The organism is Arthrobacter sp. SD1074B (genome assembly GCF_056780195.1).
The window spans coordinates 798,511-816,666 of sequence record NZ_JBRAZT010000001.1; the positions used below are offsets into that span (position 1 = coordinate 798,511).

Consider the following 18,156-nt stretch of genomic DNA (forward strand, 5'->3'; position numbering starts at 1 on the left):
AGCGGAACGCGGGCAGCCGTTAAATAGTTGCTTGCGCGCTATATCTGCTTGTGCAACAATAAATAACGCGTCTGCAACTAATAGCCTACGCTTCGGCAACCCCCCCCGTACAGTTTTGAAGGAGCTCATCCATGCCTATCGGCCTGATAGCACTCGCCCTCGGCGGGTTCGGAATCGGACTCACCGAGTTCGTCATCATGGGCCTGCTGCCGCAAGTGGCCGCAGACTTCCGCGTCAGCGAGGCCACCGCCGGCTGGCTGATCTCCGGCTACGCGCTCGCCGTCGTTGTCGGGGCGCTGCTCCTGACCGCTGCCGTGACGCGCTTCGAGCGCAAACCGGTGCTCGCCGTGCTGATGGTGCTGTTTATCGCCGGCAACCTCGTCTCCGCGGTGGCCCCCGACTACGCCCTGATGATGGCCGGCCGGATCATCGCCGCGCTGGCGCACGGAGCGTTCTTTGGAATCGGCGCGGTAGTGGCCGCCGGCATGGTCGCCCCCACTAAAAAGGCCGGCGCCATCGCCATCATGTTCACCGGGCTGACCGCGGCGAACGTCTTGGGCGTGCCGTTCGGCACCATGCTCGGCCAGGCCGCCGGCTGGCGCTCCACCTTCTGGGCCATCACCGGCATCGGCGTCCTCGCCCTGGCCGGCATCCTGGCCCTCGTGCCGAAGACCGGCGCCGGCGAAGCTGCCACCGGTTCTGCCGCCGGCGGATTGCGCGGCGAACTCCGCGCCTTCCGCTCCGGCCAGGTCTGGCTGTCCATCGTTGTCACGATCCTCGGCTACGGCGGGATGTTCGGTGCCTTCACCTATATCGCGTTCACCCTGACCGAGGTCACCGGCTTTGCCGCCGCCACCGTGCCGTGGCTGCTGATCATCTTCGGCGTCGGCCTCTTCATCGGCAACACCGTCGGCGGCAAGGCGGCGGACCGGAACGTGGACCGCACCCTGCTCGTCGTGCTGGGAGCCCTCGTTGTGGTGCTGGTGGTCTTCGCCCTCACCTCGGCCAACCAGCCGATGACCATCGCCTCCATGGTGCTGCTGGGCGGCTTCGGCTTCGCCACCGTGCCCGGCCTGCAGATGCGCGTCATGAAGTACGCCGACGGCGCGCCCACCCTCGCCTCCGGCGCCAACATTGGCGCCTTCAACGTCGGCAACGCGCTCGGCGCCTGGATGGGCGGTGTGACCATCACCGCCGGCCTCGGCTACACCTCGCCGATCTGGGCGGGCGCGGGCATCACCCTGCTGGGCCTGGTGGCGATGGCCTTCGCCGCCACCGCCGCCAAAAAGGACGCCGGGAAGGGTGCCGCCACCGATGCCGGGAACGACGCCGGACGACCCGTGGCCGCCGCCGCTCCCGCGGGCACCGCAGCGGAGGCTGCCACGGACGACGCCGAACTGCAGCGGCTCTAGCGGGCCGGTACGCGGTCCCGGCAGACCTCCACGAAGGCCCGGAACGGGGCCAGCCGCTCCTCGGCGGGAAGCTCCAGGGCCTCCGGATGCCACTGCACCGAGGCCACCCAGCGCTCCGGGTCTTCGAGCGCCTCCACGTTCCCGTCATCGGCCACCCCGGTCACCACGAGCCCGTTGGCCACGCGGGCTACGGCCTGGTGGTGGCCGGAGGCAATCTTGACCGTCAGCGCGGCCGCGACGCCGGAAGCCGAGCCGGACCCCGTGCCCGGCCCCGCGGTCCCGTACAGCCCGGCTACCTTGGAGCCCCCGGTAATCCCGACCTCGTGCCAGGCCCAGGGGCCGGCGCCGTGGGCGGGTGCCGGTTCCCGGTGGGCCACCACGCCCGGATCCATGTCCTGGATCAGGGTTCCGCCGTAGAGCACGTTCAGGAGTTGGTGCCCGCGGCAGATGCCCAGCACCGGAAGGCCGGCGGCGATGGACTGCCGGGCCACCGCGAGATCCAGGGCGTCCTGCTCCGCGTTGACGTCGTAGCAGGCGCCGCCCGGGTCTTCTCCGTAGAGCCGCGGGTCCAGGTCGCCGCCGCCTGGGAGCACGACGCCGTCGAGTTCCGCGAGTGTCTCGGCCGCGGCGAGCAGCACCGGCTCACCGCCGCCGTCGCGCACCAAGTCAACGATGTAGTCGAAGAGCGCGTTGGCCTCGCCCACCCGCGGATCGGGGTCCGAGGAGCTGCTGAGCCGGACCGGAATGCCGATGCGGGGGCGGCCGCCGAACGGCCGTGCTGGATTCTGCATGACTCATTTTGCATCACGACTTCCGCGTCAGCACGCAGGACTAGGATTGCCGGATGACCAACAGATACCTCGTGTCCCGCAGCCGCTTCATCGCGGCCGCCCCGGAAGCCATCTTCGAAGTGCTTGCCAGGCCCGCACTGCACAGCGTGATCGACGGCTCGGGGACCGTGAAGGGCGCCCAGCCGCGCGGTCCCGAACGGCTCGCCCTCGGCGCGAAGTTCGGCATGGAAATGAACATCAAGATGGATTACAAGATCCTCAACACGGTCTGCGAGTTCGAGGAGGGCCGGCGGATCGCGTGGCGGCACTTCGGCGGCCACGTCTGGCGCTACCTGCTGAACCCCGTCAACGACGCCGACGGAACACCGGGCACCCTCGTCACGGAACAATGGGATGCGCGGAACGTGCGGGCCAGGATCCTGCTCCGCTTGGCCGGCTACCTCCGCCGCCATCCGGCCAGCATCGAGCAGACCCTCGCCAAGCTCGATGCCTACATGGCCTCGGAAGCAGCAGCAGGGTCCGGCGCCGCCCCGGACCGCCATCGCTAGGCGCGCCGGATGAGCGCTGCCCGCAGCCTGCACCCGAGCCCGCGCACCCTGGAGGTCGAAAGCCTGGGCAGTTTCGACCGGCTGGTGGCGGACGGCGCGCGGTCCATGCACGGCTGGCACGTGCAGTCCCTGGACCTGCGCGGCCGCCGGGAGCCGTTGGAGTCACTCGACGCGCAGGGTGCCATATTCCTGGGCTGCACGTTCGACGACGGGGTGGAGGATTCGCTGCGCGGCCGCGGCGCCCTGATCTTTCCCAAGCTGGAAAAGGTCCCGTTCAACCCTTACCGCGGCCGGCTTTACACCCCGCAGGAGCTGTACGCGGGCGTGGCGGAGACCCGGTACGAGGACACCCTGGACGCCCGGGTGTACCAGTGGAGCATCCGGCCGGGCCAGCGGCGCCGGCTGGACGCGACGCTGGCCGCGGCCCTGCACGACCACTCGATCGGTGATGCGCTTGAGGAGCTGACCCGCTCGGAGCTGTGCCGTGGGCGCACCATGGTGGGCGTGATGGGCGGGCACGCCGCGAGCCGCGGTTCGGCAGGCTTCACCGAGGCGGCGTTGCTGGGCCGCCTGCTGGCGCGGAACGGCCGGGTGGTCGCCACCGGCGGCGGGCCGGGGACCATGGAGGCGGCCAACCTGGGCGCCTATCTCAGCGGGGCGGACGAAGCGGATTTCCGGCAGGCACTGGCGGACCTTGCCGCCGTGCCCGGCTTCCGGCCCTCGGTGTCCGCGTGGGCGCGGACCGCGGCCGCCGTCGTCGGACGCCATCCTGACGGCACGCCGTCGCTGGGCATCCCCACCTGGTTTTACGGCCACGAGCCGCCCAACTTCTTCGCCACCCACATCGCCAAATACTTCGCCAACGCCATCCGCGAGGCGGTCCTGCTGGAGCTGTGCAACGGCGGAATCATCTTCCTGCCCGGCTCCGGCGGCACCGTCCAGGAGATCTTCCAGGATGCCTGCGAAAACTACTACGGCGCCCCGGAGACCATCACGCCCATGGTGCTGGTGGGCAAGGAGCACTGGCTGCGCAGGTTCCCGGCTTGGCCCCTGCTGCAGAGCCTCGCCGCGGGCCGGCGGATGGAAAACCGGATCTTCCTGGTGGACGGCGTCGAGGAAGCCCTGGCGGTGCTGGAACGCTAAGACCTGCGGTTTGTGGGCGGACTAGAGGTCCTTGCGGCAGGGAGCGCGGCCCAGTTCCCGCAGGCCGTTCAGGTCGCCGGCTGCCAGCCCGTCCGGCGCCCCGATCTCCGGGTACATCAGCTGCGTCGGGTCATCGACGTGTTCCAGGCCCATCACGTGGCCGAGTTCGTGCAGGATCACGGCCGTCGCGTAGGCCGAGCCGTCCCCGCGGCCCAGGTCGTCGCCGATTTGCGGCGCGTCCAGTTCCAGGCTGCCGGTGACGAAGCTTTTGGGGCCGGCGCCGAAGCTGAAGTGGGTGCTGCCGCCGGTGCCGATCACGGCGCCCTTGAGCTGCGGCGCCTGCTCCGGGGTGGTCCAGGCGATCAGCAGGGGGGCCCAGCGCTCGCCGTACCGCTCCTTTTGGTACGGTGCCCGTGACGGGGACGGGGCCTCGGTGGTGGGACCGTCGTTGACGAACTTGATCCCGGTCGCCTCGGAGACCGTCCGGATCGCGTTGTCCACCAGCTGGCCGGCGCCCTCGGGAGCGAGCAGCGCATTGACCACGTAATGCAGGGGCCGGCAGGGGGAGTAGCCCACCGGGGTGCCGTCGGCGTTCGTGGCCAGGAACTTATAGGACGTGCTGTCGGACGACGGCGCCAGCGGCTGTCCCAACGGCTGGTCCTGCTCTTCGAGCCCCGGCGGCGGAACCGCCATCTGCGACCCGTCGTCGGGAACGCCTGCCTGCCGGTCCGCCGGGCTGGCCGTGGGGCGGCTCGTCGGGGCGCCCGCGGCGTTGGCGCCGGTGGCTTTGGCGCCGGCCCCGCCGTTGAATTCGAACAGTCCGACGAAGCGGGGGTCGCCGTAGGCCAGCCCTGCGGTCAGGAAGGCGGCCCCGGCGATCAGGACCACGGCTGCGAGGTTCCGGACCAACCGGGCCGCACTGCGGCCTCGGCTGTGCCGCGGGGAGCGGTCCCGGAGTCCGGGATCGTCCACTAGGCGACCACCGCGCCAAACGCCATGCCAAGCAGGTAGGTAACAGCGGCGGCGCCCATGCCGATGGCCAGTTGGCGGAAGGCGCGGCTGGCGGGCGAGGTGCCGGAAAGCAGGCCGACAACGCCGCCGGTCAGCAGCAGGGCGATCCCCACCAGGGCGGCGGATACCACCAGCGCGGCAATGCCGGTCATGCCCAGTAGGAACGGGACGATCGGAACGATCGCGCCGGAGGCGAAGAAGCAGAAGCTCGACGCCGCGGCGCTCCACGCCGTCCCGACGGCCTCGTGCTGGTCCTCGGTTTCCGGGAGTTCGGGCCGCAGGGACAGGCTGGGATCGCAGTCGCAGTCCAGCAGCCCCATCCGCTCGGCGACGCGGTGCTCGGCGGCCTCGCGGGACATGCCGCGGGCCAGGTAGACGAGCAGGAGTTCGTTGTGTTCGATGTCCAGCGACGGTGCTGCCGCGAGGGTGATCTGGGTGGGGCGGGTTGCAGCCAGCAGTTCACGCTGGGACCGAACGGAGATGAACTCGCCGGCCCCCATCGACAGCGCGCCGGCCAGCAGCCCGGCCACGCCGCTGAGCAGCACCACGGAGCTGCCGACGCCGGACGCGGCCATGCCCATGACGAGGGACAGGTTGCTGACCAGCCCGTCGTTGGCGCCGAACACCGCGGCCCGGAAGCTTCCGGCGAGCCGGTTGCGGCCGCGCGTGGCCAGGCCGCGGACGACTTCCTCGTGGATCTGCTCGTCGGCGACCATGGCCGGAGTGGCGTTGGGGTCGTTGGCGTACGGCGAGCGGCTCTCGGCACGCTGCGCCAGGGCCAGCACAAACACGGAGCCGAAGTGCCGGGCGAGGAAGCCCAGGAACTGGCTGCGGAGCGAGGCGGGGCGCGGCCGGCCGGCGTGTTCGCCGAGGAGCTGCAGCCAGTGCGCCTCATGGCGACCTTCCGCTTCGGCCAGGGCGAGCAGGATGTCGCGCTCCTCGCCGCTGCGGTTTTCCGCGAGGTCGCGGTAGACGGAAGCCTCGGCGCGTTCGTCGGCGAGGTACTGCCGCCAGCGCTTGATGTCCGCCGAAGTGGCGGCGGGACTGGCCGCGGGTCCGGCGGCAGACGCTGCGCCGGGGGCCGCGGGGGAGGCCCCTGCAGGGCTGCGATCAGAAGGGAAGGGATCAGATGGGGCGTGCTGAGACACGTAAACTCCTGGGCTTGATAGGGCATGGTTCGGCCCCATTGCGAATCCAGCGTACCCCGTAATTCCGCGGATTTTCGGCTGGCAATCCTCAGTGGAAAGTTTCGGCCTGCCGTAAAGTAAGTACCCTTACGGCCCGACGGTGGCCTGCCGGCGGCCGGGCGCCGGCCGGGCCCGACGGCCCTTGACCCCCACCACCAGTGGTGTTCGAATAAAGGCCACGGCGGGTTTTCCGGCAGGCCCGTCCGGCCGATTTCCGGGTGCCGGCCGTAGGCCCCGGACGGTTCGCACACCACTGCCGCAGCCCGAGCGCACGGAGGTTGCACCATGGACAACACCGGATCACCGGCCCCCCAGCCGGCCAGGGACTCCGTCGAATCGGACCCGGCCTACGATTTTGCCGAGGACGCCCCGGTCGGCGACGCGGAGACCGTGGACGAGGAACTGCTGGAAGAAGCCGACCGGAACGTCCCGCTCGACGCGGAGGATTTCCTCGGAGACGAGCAACCGATCGTTCCCGTCGACGCCGACGAGTTCCGCGAACCCGAGGAAGAAGAATAGTCAACGCCGTTTCCGCCCGGAGCCGGGCAGCACAACGGCGGCGCTTCCCCGCGGGGAGGCGCCGCCGTCGTGCGTGATGGAAGCTATCTCCATCAGCCGTTGGAGCGGAGCTAGTGGCTCAGGGCCGGCACCCTGTCAGCTTCTGCCGTGGCGTCGCCGGCCACCCGGTCCTGCCAGTTCTTCATCACTGCGGGATCCGTCGGCCTGGTCAGCAGCGACACGGCGACGTAGACCACCGCGGAGGCCAGCAGGCCGTAGTAGATCGGTTCGTTGGCGTAGATGCCGTCCAGTGGGACCTCGGCGTTGATCTCCAGCACGATCATGGTGCCGAGGGTCAGGACGGATCCGACGGCCATCGAGGCAGCCGCGGCCACTCCGGTGCCGCGCTTCCACACCAGGCCGCCCAGGATCGCGACCAGCAGGCCGCCCACAAGGATGTCGTAGGCGATGGTGAGCGCCGCGACGACGTCCTTGGTGATGATGGCGATGACGATCGCGACGACGCCCAGACCCAGCACCCACAAACGGTTGGCCTTGACGTCATGCTCCGGGTTGTCCGTGTCGTCGGTGTTGATGTTCATGCCGAACCAGCCGGCAACGAAGGGCAGGACGTCGGCGCGGGCTACGGTGGCGGCAGCGATCAGGGCGCCGGAGGCGGTGGACATCATGGCGGCCACGGCCGCGGCGAGCACCAGGCCGCCGATGCCGATCGGCAGCAGGTTGGTGGCGACCTCGGCGTAGACCACGTCCTTGCCGAGGGCCTTGACGTCGATGTCGGGCAGCGCCACGCGGGCGCCCAGGCCGATCAGCGCCCCGGCGGCACCGTAGAGGATGCAGTAGATGCCCGCCGTCGCGCCGCCCCAGCGGGCAACCGTCGGGGTCTTGGCGGTGAACACGCGCTGCCAGATGTCCTGGCCGATCAGCAGTCCCAGGGTGTAGACGACGAAGTAGGTGATGATCGTCTGGATGCCGATGCCGTCAATCTGGAAGAAGCTGGCGTCGACGCGGCTGCGGATTCCGTCGAGGCCGCCGGCGGCGTTAAGGGTGAACGGCAGCATCAGCAGGAAGATGCCGACCGTCTTGATCACGAACTGGACCTGGTCGGCCAGGGTGATGGACCACATGCCGCCGATGGTCGAGTAGATCAGGACGATGGCGCCGCCGATGGCGATGGCCAGTGCCCGGTCCCAGCCGAAGAGGACCACGAAGATCGTGGCGTAGGCGCCGGTGGAGGTGGCGCAGAGCATCAGCGTGTAGGCGAGCATCACGATGCCGGAGGTCTGGGTGGCCCGGCTGCCGTAGCGCAGGGTCAGCATCTGGGACACCGTGTAGATCTTGAGCTTTTGGATGGTGCCGGCGAAGAGCAGGCTGAGCAGCAGCACACCGGCGCCGATCGCGACGACGAGCCACATGCCGGAAATGCCGAACTTGTAGCCCAGCCCGACGCCGCCCACCGTCGAAGCGCCGCCGAGCACGACGGCGGCCATGGTGCCGGTGTAGAGGAAGGGTCCGAGCCGGCGGCCCGCCACCAGGAAGTCGCTGTTGTTCTTCGTGCGGGACTTGCCCCACCAGCCGAAGGCCAGCATGGCGACGAGGTACACCACCACGATGGCGATATTGACGAAACTTGCGTCCATAAGGGGGCTCCTTGGAGCTGTTCGGAAGCAGTACCGGAACCCCGGCCCGCATCGTTGCGGCCGGTGTCCTTTGCTGCTTGAGGGGAGTTGGCGGGAGGGCTTCGGCTGAATTGCCCTCCCATTGCCTAATAGGCAACACTTGTTGCCAAACACTAGGGTGTGACTCCGGTAACAGTCAAGGTGTGACCGCGGCGTGTCCTTGCGGGGACCCCAGGACCGGTCTGCGGCTAGGATTGGCTCCAATGATGGGGCCGCGCGGCCGGCCGTGAAAGGTTCCCTTATGAAGGCTCTACCCGTTGAACCGAGCAACGTTCCGGTTGCTATCGGTTCCAGGATCCGTGCCGCCCGGCAATCCCAGCGGCTCACCATCGAACAGGTCGCGGATGCCACCGGCCTGACCAAGGGCTTCCTCAGCAGGGTGGAACGGGATCTCACCTCGCCCTCGGTGAGCTCGCTGGTCACGCTGTGCCAGGTCCTCTCGATCTCGATCGGCGAGTTGTTTGCCGCGCCGGAAACCCACCTCACCAAGAAGGGGGAAGGGCCCCGGATCTCGCTCGGCGGCGAGGGAATCGTCGAACGCCTGCTGACCGCACGCTCCGAGCGCCGGGTCCAGATCATCCAGGCCGTGATCGAGCCCCGAGGGCGCGGCGAATCCGAGCTGTACGCCGTCGACTGCGACGTGGACGTGCTGCACGTGGTCAAGGGCAGCATCCGGCTTATCCTCACCAACGAGGAATTTGAGCTGGAAACCGGTGACACCGTCACCTTCCCCGGCCGGGAGCCGCACACCTGGATCAACCCCACCAACGAGCCGGTCGAGGTGCTCTGGGTGCTGGTTCCCGCCGCCAGCCGGTAGGTCCTGGTGGCCGCGCCGGCCCTGCTGCATTCCTGCCCGGTTGTTGGCGCCCCGGCACCAGCCTGGCCGCGACGGGCCCCGGAATTCCGCGGGCCGACGCGGCAGCGCGGGAGTCCGCCGTCGTAGAACTGGGCGGGATCGTCAGTCGGCCGGCGGGATCGTCAGCCGGCCGGCCGGGGACCCCGGGCCAGGACGGCCCGGATCTCAGCCAGGACGCGGTCCGGCTCGTACCAGATGTGCTCGGGCATGTACCGGAGCACGGCAAAACCGGTCAGCGTCGAGGCGTTATTCCTGCCCAGGTCGCGGCGGAGCGCGTCGCGGCTGGAATGGAAGGCGAATCCGTCCACCTCCACGATCAGGAATCCGTCGAGCAGGAAGTCCACCCGGCCGATCCCGGGCAGGTACACCTGGGCGTCATAGCCGATTCCGTTGGTTTTGAAGAGATGCTGGGCGTCGACCTCAACAATGGATTCGGCCCGCAAGTCCAGGAGACGCAGTGCCGTGCGCACCGGCCCGGATCTTTTGCCCGGTAGCTCGTCCTTCAGCAACTCCAGGGGCACACCGTGCAGCCGTATCGCCGAGGTCGCCATCGCCGTCGACGCCGGGGGTGCCAAGCACCCCAGGGCCTGCAGCACCACGTCCTCGACCGCCGCCAGTGGCAGTGCTGGGTGACCCTCGAACCTGACCGTCCGGTGCCTGACGAAGCCGCTGCCGTGACCGTGGTTGCAGGCGAGGTGGTGCCGGTCCGGCGGTTCACGCAGCCACAGTCCGTAGTGCCCGGCGGCGCTGGCGCAGCTGACCCGGGCATTGTGCCGGACTGCGGCTACGAGCTCGGGCGCGCAACCGGGGAGGACGAACACGCCACGCCGGAGCTGCTGCACTCCAATGTCGGCCAGGCGGGCGACGTCAGTGCGGGTAAAGCCGGCGGACAGGAGTTGGCCGGTGCGGACGACGCCGCCCACCCGGCCGAGGTAGTCAAGGAGGTCCATCAGGCCAGTACAGGAGCGCTGCGGGTCCAGCGGAACCCGGCAAGCGGGCTATCTGGACAACCTCCAAGGCCGCCCCGGCCCCGGACCCCCGGACCCCCGGCCCCACCGTAGCCCGGCCCCCGGGCCGCCGTGCGCCTGCGCTCCCGCCCAGTTGTCCGCGGTCGGCCGGCCCCGGCGGCCGCCCAAAGCCCGGAAAACCGCGCCCCGGCCCGGGCTGCACACGCGCCGCCACCCAAGAACTGGGCGGGAGCGCTCGCCGGAGCGGCGGCGAACCGGGAAGCCTCGGGATGCGGCGGTGAGCGGAGAGGCTTGGCGGGTTGTCCGGTAAACAACTGATGCGCGACGGGCAACTTTCGAGTGTATGATGGCAGTCACACCCGTCGGACAACCCTCGAAGGAGACTCCTCCCTTGGAAGAGCTGCGCATCGAGGCCAATGGCAACCTTGGCCCCATCGATTCCTCCCGCATCCCGCGCTACGCCGGCGCCGCGACCTATGCCCGCCTGCCGCGGCTGGACCAGGTGGCCAAGGCGGACGTCACGGTGGTTGGCGTGCCCTTCGACTCCGGAGTGTCCTACCGCCCGGGCGCGCGCTTCGGTGCCAACCACGTGCGTGAGGCCAGCCGGCTGCTGCGGCCCTACAACCCGGCCTGGGACGTCAGCCCCTTCGAGAACATCCAGGTTGCCGACGCCGGGGACATGGCCGTCAACCCGTTCAACATCAACGAGGCCATCGAAACCATCCAGCAGAACGCGCTGGACCTCACCGCCGCCGGCAGCAAACTGCTGACCCTGGGCGGGGACCACACCATTGCGCTGCCCCTGCTGCGTGCCGCGGCCGAACGCGCCGGGCAGCCCGTTGCCATGCTCCACTTCGACGCGCACCTGGACACCTGGGACACTTACTTCGGCGCCGAATACACCCACGGCACCCCCTTCCGCCGCGCCGTCGAAGAAGGCATCCTGGACACCGAGGCGATCAGCCACATCGGCACCCGCGGCCCGCTCTACGGCAAAAAGGACCTCGACGACGACCACCGCTTCGGCTTCGGCATCGTCACCTCGGCGGACGTCTACTACCAGGGTGTGCTGGAAACCGTCGCCAAGGTCCGCGACCGGATCGGCAACCGCCCGCTCTACATCTCCGTCGACATCGACGTCCTTGACCCCGCGCACGCCCCCGGCACCGGAACCCCGGAAGCCGGCGGCATCACCAGCCGGGAACTGCTGGAGATCATCCGTGGCTTCCGCGGCATGAACCTGGTGGGGGCCGACGTCGTCGAGGTCGCCCCCGCGTACGACCACGCCGACATCACCGGCGTGGCGGCAAGCCACGTCGCCTACGAACTCGTCACCCTGATGGCCGACAGCGCCGCCGACGGCGACCGCACCGGCGCCCCCAGCGGCTATGCGGCGCAGGCCCTCGGCCGCGAGTCCCGCCGTCCCGCAGGCTTCGCCGCGACAGCGGCCCAGCCGCTGGAGAGCGGAGCCGCGCAGTGACCGGGGTGCGCAACGGCGGGGACCTCGTCGTCGAGACCCTTGAGGCACTTGGCGCGAAGACTGTATTTGGCATCCCCGGGCAGCACGCCCTGGGCCTGTTCGACGCGATGGGCCGCGGAAACCTGCACTTCGTGTCCTCGCGGGTGGAGAACAACTCCGCCTTCGCCGCCGACGGCTACTCCCGTGCCACCGGCGAAGTCGGCGTCCTCTTCCTCTCCACCGGCCCCGGAGCGCTGACCTCGCTGGCCGGACTACAGGAGGCCTACGCCACGGGAGTGCCCATGGTGGTCATCGCGAGCCAGATTCCGCTGGAGGGCCTCGGCGCGCGGCGCAAGGGCATGCTGCACCAGCTGGATGACCAGAAGGCCTCGGCCGCCAACGTCACCAAGAGCCAGCGCCTGATCCAGCACGCCTCCGGCATCCCCTCGGCCATCCAGGACGCCTGGACCGAGGCCATCTCCTCGCCGCAGGGCCCGGTGTGGATCGAGGTCCCGCAAAACGTGCTGCTGGATCCGATCATGGTCCCGCCGGTGGAGGACGCGCTCGCCGAAGCCGCGGACAATCCGCCCCGTATAGAGCTGGTCCGCGAAGCCGCGAAGTGGCTCTCCGAGGCGAAGCGGCCGGCCATCATCGCCGGCGGCGGCACCCGGCGCGGCCGGGCGGAGAAGTCGCTGCTGTCCCTCGCGGAAAAGCTGCGGGCGCCGGTGATCTGCACCCCCGGCGGCAACGGCGCGTTCCCCTGGAACCATGAACTGTCGCTCCAGTCCTGGATCGAGGACCAGTACATGACGGAGCTGCTCGAGGATGCTGACGTGCTGATCGTCATCGGCTCCTCGCTGGGCGAGGTGACCTCGAACTACTTCACCTTCGAGCCCCGCGGCCGGATCATCCAGATCGACGCCGAACCGCGCGTGCTGGAGTCCAACCGGCCCGGCCTGGGCATCCGGGCCGACGCCGGCCAGGCGCTTGCCGCCCTCGACGAAGCCCTGGCCCCGACGCCGGCTGACGCCCGCCCGGACTGGCACGGCAACTCACCCGAGGCACTGGTCAAGGACACCCTGGCCAAGGTCAAGGCACGGCTGGAATCCCAGGACCTCGCCAAGGAACTGAAGTTCATGGCGGACATCCGCGAGGCCGTCCCCGCGCAGATGCAGACGTTCTGGGACATGACGATCTCCGCCTACTGGGCCTGGAGCTGCTGGGACGCCCGCGAGGGCCAGTTCCACTCCGCCCAGGGTGCCGGCGGCCTCGGCTTTGGCTTCCCGGCGGCAATCGGCGGCGCGGTGGGCCTGGAAACCACCGGCACACCCGCCGGTTCGGCGCGGGTGCTCGCGGTGTCCGGCGACGGCTCGGCGATGTACTCGATTTCGGAACTCGCCACCGCCAAGCAGCACAACGTCCCGGTCACCTGGCTGATTGTCGACGACGGCGGCTACGGCATCCTGCGCGAGTACATGGTGGGCGCGTTCGGCAAGGCCACGGCCACGGAACTGGCCCGCCCGGACTTCGTGAAGCTGGCCGAGGCGTTCGGTGTCCCGGCCGTCCGGGTGGCCCCGGAGAACGTGGGGGACGCGCTCAAGGCGGGCTTCGCGGCGGACGGGCCGAACGTCGTCGTCGTCGAGACCCTGCTCAAGATGTTCGCCCCCACGCACCTGGACGTCTAAACCCGCCTCCCATAGCGCGAACGTACACTTGAGGCCCCGAATCTGCTCGGATTCGGGGCCTCAAGTGTACGTTCGCGCTTTTTTGTGGGGCTTCTTAGTTTCCCAAAGCAATCAATATATAGTATTGTTGCTTCGGGCAAGTAAGTAAGGGGCTTCCACCTATGTCAGTCGCATCGACCACTGCAGCCAAGCTGGTCCACCAAATCTTCGATCTCCAACGCGCCGTCCGGTGCGTCGCCGCGGCCAACCTCCGCGGCGACGATACCGGCGTCGCGCTTCAAGGCGTGCTGCGCTTTGTGGGGGAGGGTGAAACCCGTGCCACGCAGCTCGCGGAGCGGCTCGGCGTCAGCGCGCCCGTGCTCAGCCGGCACCTCGCCGAACTGCTCGAGCAGGGCTATGTGGTCCGCCGGCCGGATCCCGAAGACGGCCGGGCGCAGCTCATCGCGCTCTCGCCGGCCGGCGTCGAGAAGCTGCGCTTCATCGAGGCGCAGCGCGCCGCCACCTTGCAGGGCTTCCTGCAGGACTGGAGCGAGGACGACGTCGAAGCTACCTCGCGCACCCTGAAGAAACTAGCTGAATCCCTCAGGACTTCAGCGTGGGCAAAGACGGCCGGACCCACCGACACGACCAACTTTGTTGAGGAGTAAATCCATGGCCAGCCATGCTGCCGCCGCCGGGCCGTCCCCGGCCACCCCGCAAGCGGCCCCCACCCCGCCATCCCACCCCGAACCGCAGGCGGAAATGAGCCACCGGCAGATTATGGAAGCGCTGACCGGCCTGCTGGCGGCGTTCTTCACTGCCATCCTGAGCAGCACCATCGTGGCCAACGCGCTGCCCACCATCATGTCCGAGCTCAAGGGCACCCAGACGGATTTCGCCTGGGTGATCACCGCGGCGCTGCTGGCCAACGCGGCCACCACCCCGATCTGGGGCAAGCTGGCTGACCTCTTCAACAAGAAGGTCCTGGTCCAGCTCAGCATCGTGATCTTCGTGGCCGGCTCCGTCATGGCGGGCCTGTCCGAGACCATCCCGCTGCTGCTGACCGCCCGTGTCATCCAGGGCATCGCGATGGGCGGCCTCACCGCCCTGGCCCAGGCCATCATCGGTTCGATGATCCCGCCGCGCGACCGCGGCAAGTACTCCGGCTACATGGGCGGCGTCATGGCCGTCGGCACTGCCGGCGGTCCGCTGCTGGGCGGCTTCATCGTCGACAGCCCGCTCGGCTGGCGCTGGACCTTCTTCGTCTGCGTCCCGCTCGCCGTCGTCGCCCTGATCCTGCTGCAGGTCACGCTGAAGATCCAGCACGTCAAGCGCCCCGCGAAGATCGACTGGCTCGGCTCCATCCTGCTGACCTCCGGCGTCAGCCTGCTGCTGATCTGGGTTTCCTTCGCCGGCAACCCCGACTACTACGACTGGTGGTCCTGGCAGACGGTCGCCATGGTGGGCGGCGGCGTGGTGCTCCTTGGCCTGCTGGTGCTGGTGGAATCCAAGGTTGCCCAGCCCATCATCCCGCTCAAGATCATCTCCGAGCGCACCACCGCCCTGGCAATCCTCGCCTCCGTGGCCGTCGGCGTGGGCATGTTCGGCTCCTCGACGTTCCTGGGCCAGTACTTCCAGGTGGCCCGCGGTGCAACCCCCACCGAAGCCGGCCTGCTCACGCTGCCCATGATCGCGGGCAACCTGATCGGCTCGGTGCTCTCCGGCCAGCTGATCAGCCGAACCGGCAAGTGGAAGCGCTACCTGATCGCGGGTGCCGTCGCGCTGGTCGGCGGCCTCGGTCTCGCCGGCAGCATGGACCACACCACGGACCTTTGGCTGACCGGGATCTACACCGCCATCCTCGGCGTCGGCCTGGGCTTGCTGATGCAAAACCTCGTCCTCGCCGTCCAGAACACGGTCCAGGCCAAGGACATCGGCACGGCCAGCGCCTCGGTAGCCTTCTTCCGGTCCGTCGGCGGCGCCATCGGCGTCTCGGTGCTCGGCGCCGTGCTGGGCAACCGGGTCAAGGACCTGGCCACCGAAGGCCTCGCTGCCGCCAAAATCAAGGTCCCGGGCGGCTCGGCCGGTTCCAGCATGGACCTCAAGGACATGCCCGCCCCGATCCGAGACATCATGCGGGCCGCCTACGGTGACGCGATCGCAGAGGTCTTCCTGATCTCCGCCATCGTCGCGCTCGTGGCGCTGGTGGCCATCCTGTTCATCAAGGAAAAGCCGCTGCGCCGCACCGTCGACATCCGGCCGGAAGCTTCCGCCTCGGCGGCCATCACGGGTTCCGGGGCCGACGTCGACGCCGGGGCAGCCGCCCACGCCGCCGCCGCTTCCGCTCCCGCAGCGGGGCCTGCCACGGGACACGACGCCGGTCCGGCGGCGGGGCGCGATGCCCCAGCGACCGGCATCGTCGACCTTGACCGCGAGTTCATCGAGGTCCTGAGCCGGCAGCGCGCCAACGGGTCCAGGTTCCCGGACGCGGCCCGGCAGGACCTGGACGGTCGCCAGAACGGCGACGGCGCGGCCAGGGCCGAGCGCGAAGGTGCCAGGCTTCGGGCCCGTACCATGGTGGCGGAGGCCCGCGCCGACGACGCGGACATCGTGCCGCTGCTGCTGCAGACCCAGCGGCTGCTCGCCGAGCAGCAGGTGCAGCTGGCGGAGGCCCTGCGCGCCGTCCACGAGCAGGCCGCGGACCAACGCGCGATTGCCGCCGAGCAGGCCCGGGTCGCCGAGCAGCTCACAACACTGCGGCGCCAGCTCTCCAAGGAACGCAAGCTGCAGCGCGCGGCCGCCGACTACATCGCCACGCACGGCCGGCACCGCGGCGAGTAGCCAAAGAACGGACGCGGCCCCGCGGCCACCCGACGAGGGTGGTTGCGGGGCCGTTTTTCCCGGCGGCAAGCGAGCACCTTCGACGCCAAAGGTTTCACCCCGGCAGGGGATTTCGTAGAGTGGGACAGCTGAGGCTGTCGGCCCCATCTGCTACTACTTTCCTTGCTCGTCTTATGCTTTATCCTCTTCTGCGATTCATGAACCATTCCGAAGGATCCGTGGGCATGCTTGTCACCCTCATACGGCGCTATTCCAAGCCGTATCTGCCGTATATTGCGGCTGTCGTCGTCTTCCAACTGGCCTCCACCATCGCGGCCCTATACTTGCCCAGCCTCAACGCCCAGATCATCGACGAGGGGGTCTCCCGCGGCGACACGGACTACATCTGGCGCACCGGCGGGCTGATGCTCGGGGTCGCGCTGGTCCAGGTCGTCACCGCGATCGCCGGCGTCTACTTCGGTTCCAAGGCCGCCATGGCCTTCGGCCGGGACCTGCGCCGCGGCGTCTTCCGCAAGGTCAGCAGCTTCTCTGCCCGCGACGTCAACGTCTTCGGCGCCCCGACGTTGATCACCCGCGGCACCAACGACGTCCAGCAGGTCCAGATGCTCATGCTGATGGGACTGAACTTCATGGTGGCCACGCCCATCATGTGCATTGGCGGCATTGTTATGGCCCTCCGCGAAGACCTCAACCTGTCCTGGCTGGTCTGGGTCTCCGTCCCGCTCCTGGTGGTCGTGGTGGGCTACCTCGTGGTCCGCCTGATGCCGCTTTTCCGCTCCATGCAGGCCAAGATCGACCGGCTCAACGGCATCCTGCGCGAGCAGATCATCGGCATCCGCGTGGTCCGCGCGTTCGTCCGCGAGCCGCACGAAGCGAAGCGTTTCGGCGCCGCCAACAAGGAACTCACCGACGTCTCGCTGAAGATCGGCGCCTTGTTCGTGCTGATGTTCCCGGCGATCGGCATGATCCTGCACGTCTCCACTGCCGCCGTGCTCTGGTTCGGCGGCCAGCGCGTGGACGCCGGGGAGATGCAGGTGGGCTCGCTGACCGCGTTCCTGCAATACCTGCTGCAGATCCTGATGGCCGTCATGATGGGCACCTTCATGGCCATGATGATCCCGCGCGCCTCGGTCTGCGCGGACCGCATCGGTGAGGTGCTCGACGTCGAACCCTCCATCCACGAACCGCTCACCCCCGTCGCCCCGGCAGCCAAGGCGGGCCGGGTGGAATTCCGCAACGTCTCCTTCGCCTACCCCGGCGCGGAGGCGCCGGTGCTCAGCGACATCAGCTTCACCGCCGAACCCGGCCAGACCGTGGCGATCATCGGGTCCACCGGTGCCGGCAAGACCACCCTGCTGGCCCTGCTGCCGCGGCTCTTCGACGCCGCCTCGGGCGAGGTGCTGCTCGACGGCGTCCCGGTCACCCAGCTGGACCGCGCCGAGATCACCGGGCGCGTGGCCATGGTGCCGCAGCGGCCGTACCTGTTCTCCGGGACCATCGAGCACAACCTGCGCTTCGGCAAGTCCGACGCCACGGATGCGGAACTTTGGGACGCCCTCACCGTGGCCCAGGCCGCCGACTTCGTCCGCGAGAAGAAGAACGGCCTCGGCGCCCGGATTTCCCAGGGCGGCACCAACGTCTCCGGCGGCCAGCGCCAGAGGCTCTGCATCGCCCGCGCGCTGGTCACCGAACCGAAGGTCTTCCTGTTCGACGATTCCTTCTCCGCCCTGGATGTCGCCACCGATGCCCGGCTGCGGAAGGCGCTCAAGGCCAAGACCGCGGACGCCACCGTCATCATCGTGGGCCAGCGCGTCTCCACCATCGCGGATGCGGACCAGATCCTGGTGCTGGACAACGGCCGGATCGTGGACCGCGGAACCCATGAGGAGCTCCTCGCAAGCTCCAGCACCTACCAGGAAATCGTCGAATCCCAGCTGACCGCGGAGGCCATCGCATGAGCACCAACGAAAAGCTCAGCCCCGACACCGCCGGCAGCACGCCCCGAGAAACGTCCGTTGAAACCGCCGTCGAAGCGCCCGAAGAGCACTTCTACGAGGAGGAATTCACCCCCGGCGAGGCCG

15 protein-coding genes are annotated in these 18,156 nt (G+C 69.1%); 10 read left to right on the plus strand and 5 right to left on the minus strand.

Going from position 1 to position 18,156, the window contains the following annotated elements:
- The first annotated feature begins 131 nt into the window (after positions 1-131).
- Positions 132-1,412, plus strand: a complete 1,281-nt coding sequence (locus tag ACUYM2_RS03930) for an MFS transporter (RefSeq protein WP_481598884.1) — start codon at positions 132-134, stop codon at positions 1,410-1,412.
- Here the strand turns inward: ACUYM2_RS03930 and ACUYM2_RS03935 are convergent.
- The gene (locus ACUYM2_RS03935) at positions 1,409-2,203 is read right to left on the minus strand and encodes a gamma-glutamyl-gamma-aminobutyrate hydrolase family protein (RefSeq protein WP_481598885.1); all 795 of its coding nucleotides are present in this window, start codon (positions 2,201-2,203) and stop codon (positions 1,409-1,411) included. The two genes, ACUYM2_RS03930 and ACUYM2_RS03935, sit on opposite strands and share 4 nt — an antisense overlap.
- A gap of 53 nt (positions 2,204-2,256) precedes the next feature.
- Here ACUYM2_RS03935 and ACUYM2_RS03940 point away from each other — a divergent pair, with 53 nt between their 5' ends.
- On the plus strand, positions 2,257-2,751 hold the full coding sequence (locus ACUYM2_RS03940) for an SRPBCC family protein (protein ID WP_481598886.1): 495 nt from the start codon (positions 2,257-2,259) through the stop codon (positions 2,749-2,751).
- A gap of 9 nt (positions 2,752-2,760) precedes the next feature.
- A complete protein-coding gene (locus tag ACUYM2_RS03945; RefSeq protein ID WP_481598887.1) occupies positions 2,761-3,894 on the plus strand; it encodes an LOG family protein in 1,134 nt (377 codons plus the stop codon).
- Between the two features lie 21 nt (positions 3,895-3,915).
- Here the strand turns inward: ACUYM2_RS03945 and ACUYM2_RS03950 are convergent, their stop codons facing one another.
- Both ACUYM2_RS03950 and ACUYM2_RS03955 read right to left on the minus strand, forming a co-directional pair.
- Positions 3,916-4,866 carry a matrixin family metalloprotease gene (locus tag ACUYM2_RS03950; protein WP_481598888.1) on the minus strand — a complete coding sequence of 317 codons (951 nt, stop codon included), beginning with the start codon at positions 4,864-4,866 and terminating at the stop codon, positions 3,916-3,918.
- A complete protein-coding gene (locus tag ACUYM2_RS03955) occupies positions 4,866-6,053 on the minus strand; it encodes a VIT1/CCC1 transporter family protein (protein WP_481598889.1) in 1,188 nt (395 codons plus the stop codon). The genes ACUYM2_RS03950 and ACUYM2_RS03955 overlap by 1 nt, the downstream gene beginning before the upstream one ends.
- A gap of 324 nt (positions 6,054-6,377) precedes the next feature.
- Here ACUYM2_RS03955 and ACUYM2_RS03960 point away from each other — a divergent pair, with 324 nt between their 5' ends.
- A complete protein-coding gene (locus ACUYM2_RS03960; protein ID WP_481598890.1) occupies positions 6,378-6,611 on the plus strand; it encodes a hypothetical protein in 234 nt (77 codons plus the stop codon).
- Positions 6,612-6,721: 110 nt separating this feature from the next.
- Here ACUYM2_RS03960 and ACUYM2_RS03965 read toward each other — a convergent pair whose 3' ends face one another.
- A complete protein-coding gene (locus ACUYM2_RS03965; protein ID WP_481598891.1) occupies positions 6,722-8,248 on the minus strand; it encodes a sodium:solute symporter family protein in 1,527 nt (508 codons plus the stop codon).
- A gap of 280 nt (positions 8,249-8,528) precedes the next feature.
- On the opposite strand from ACUYM2_RS03965, the gene ACUYM2_RS03970 reads away from it, so the two are divergent.
- Positions 8,529-9,104 (plus strand): helix-turn-helix domain-containing protein, encoded by a 576-nt coding sequence (locus ACUYM2_RS03970; RefSeq protein WP_481598892.1) that lies wholly within the window; start codon positions 8,529-8,531, stop codon positions 9,102-9,104.
- A gap of 161 nt (positions 9,105-9,265) precedes the next feature.
- Here the strand turns inward: ACUYM2_RS03970 and ACUYM2_RS03975 are convergent, their stop codons facing one another.
- Positions 9,266-10,093 (minus strand): DUF559 domain-containing protein, encoded by an 828-nt coding sequence (locus ACUYM2_RS03975; protein WP_481598893.1) that lies wholly within the window; start codon positions 10,091-10,093, stop codon positions 9,266-9,268.
- A gap of 409 nt (positions 10,094-10,502) precedes the next feature.
- Between ACUYM2_RS03975 and speB the strand changes: the two genes are divergently transcribed.
- The 5 genes from speB (at position 10,503) to ACUYM2_RS04000 (ending at position 18,033) form a co-directional block, all read left to right on the plus strand.
- Complete coding sequence (gene speB, locus ACUYM2_RS03980; RefSeq protein ID WP_481598894.1) at positions 10,503-11,591, plus strand: agmatinase; 1,089 nt, start codon at positions 10,503-10,505, stop codon at positions 11,589-11,591.
- Complete coding sequence (locus tag ACUYM2_RS03985) at positions 11,588-13,255, plus strand: thiamine pyrophosphate-binding protein (RefSeq protein WP_481598895.1); 1,668 nt, start codon at positions 11,588-11,590, stop codon at positions 13,253-13,255. The genes speB and ACUYM2_RS03985 overlap by 4 nt, the downstream gene beginning before the upstream one ends.
- A gap of 161 nt (positions 13,256-13,416) precedes the next feature.
- Positions 13,417-13,902: a MarR family winged helix-turn-helix transcriptional regulator gene (locus tag ACUYM2_RS03990; protein ID WP_481598896.1), complete on the plus strand. Its 486-nt coding sequence runs from the start codon at positions 13,417-13,419 to the stop codon at positions 13,900-13,902.
- A gap of 94 nt (positions 13,903-13,996) precedes the next feature.
- Positions 13,997-16,075 carry an MDR family MFS transporter gene (locus tag ACUYM2_RS03995; RefSeq protein ID WP_481601395.1) on the plus strand — a complete coding sequence of 693 codons (2,079 nt, stop codon included), beginning with the start codon at positions 13,997-13,999 and terminating at the stop codon, positions 16,073-16,075.
- 224 nt (positions 16,076-16,299) lie between these two features.
- Entirely contained in the window at positions 16,300-18,033 is a 1,734-nt protein-coding gene (locus ACUYM2_RS04000; protein WP_481598897.1) for an ABC transporter ATP-binding protein, read from the plus strand.
- Positions 18,034-18,156: the final 123 nt, after the last annotated feature.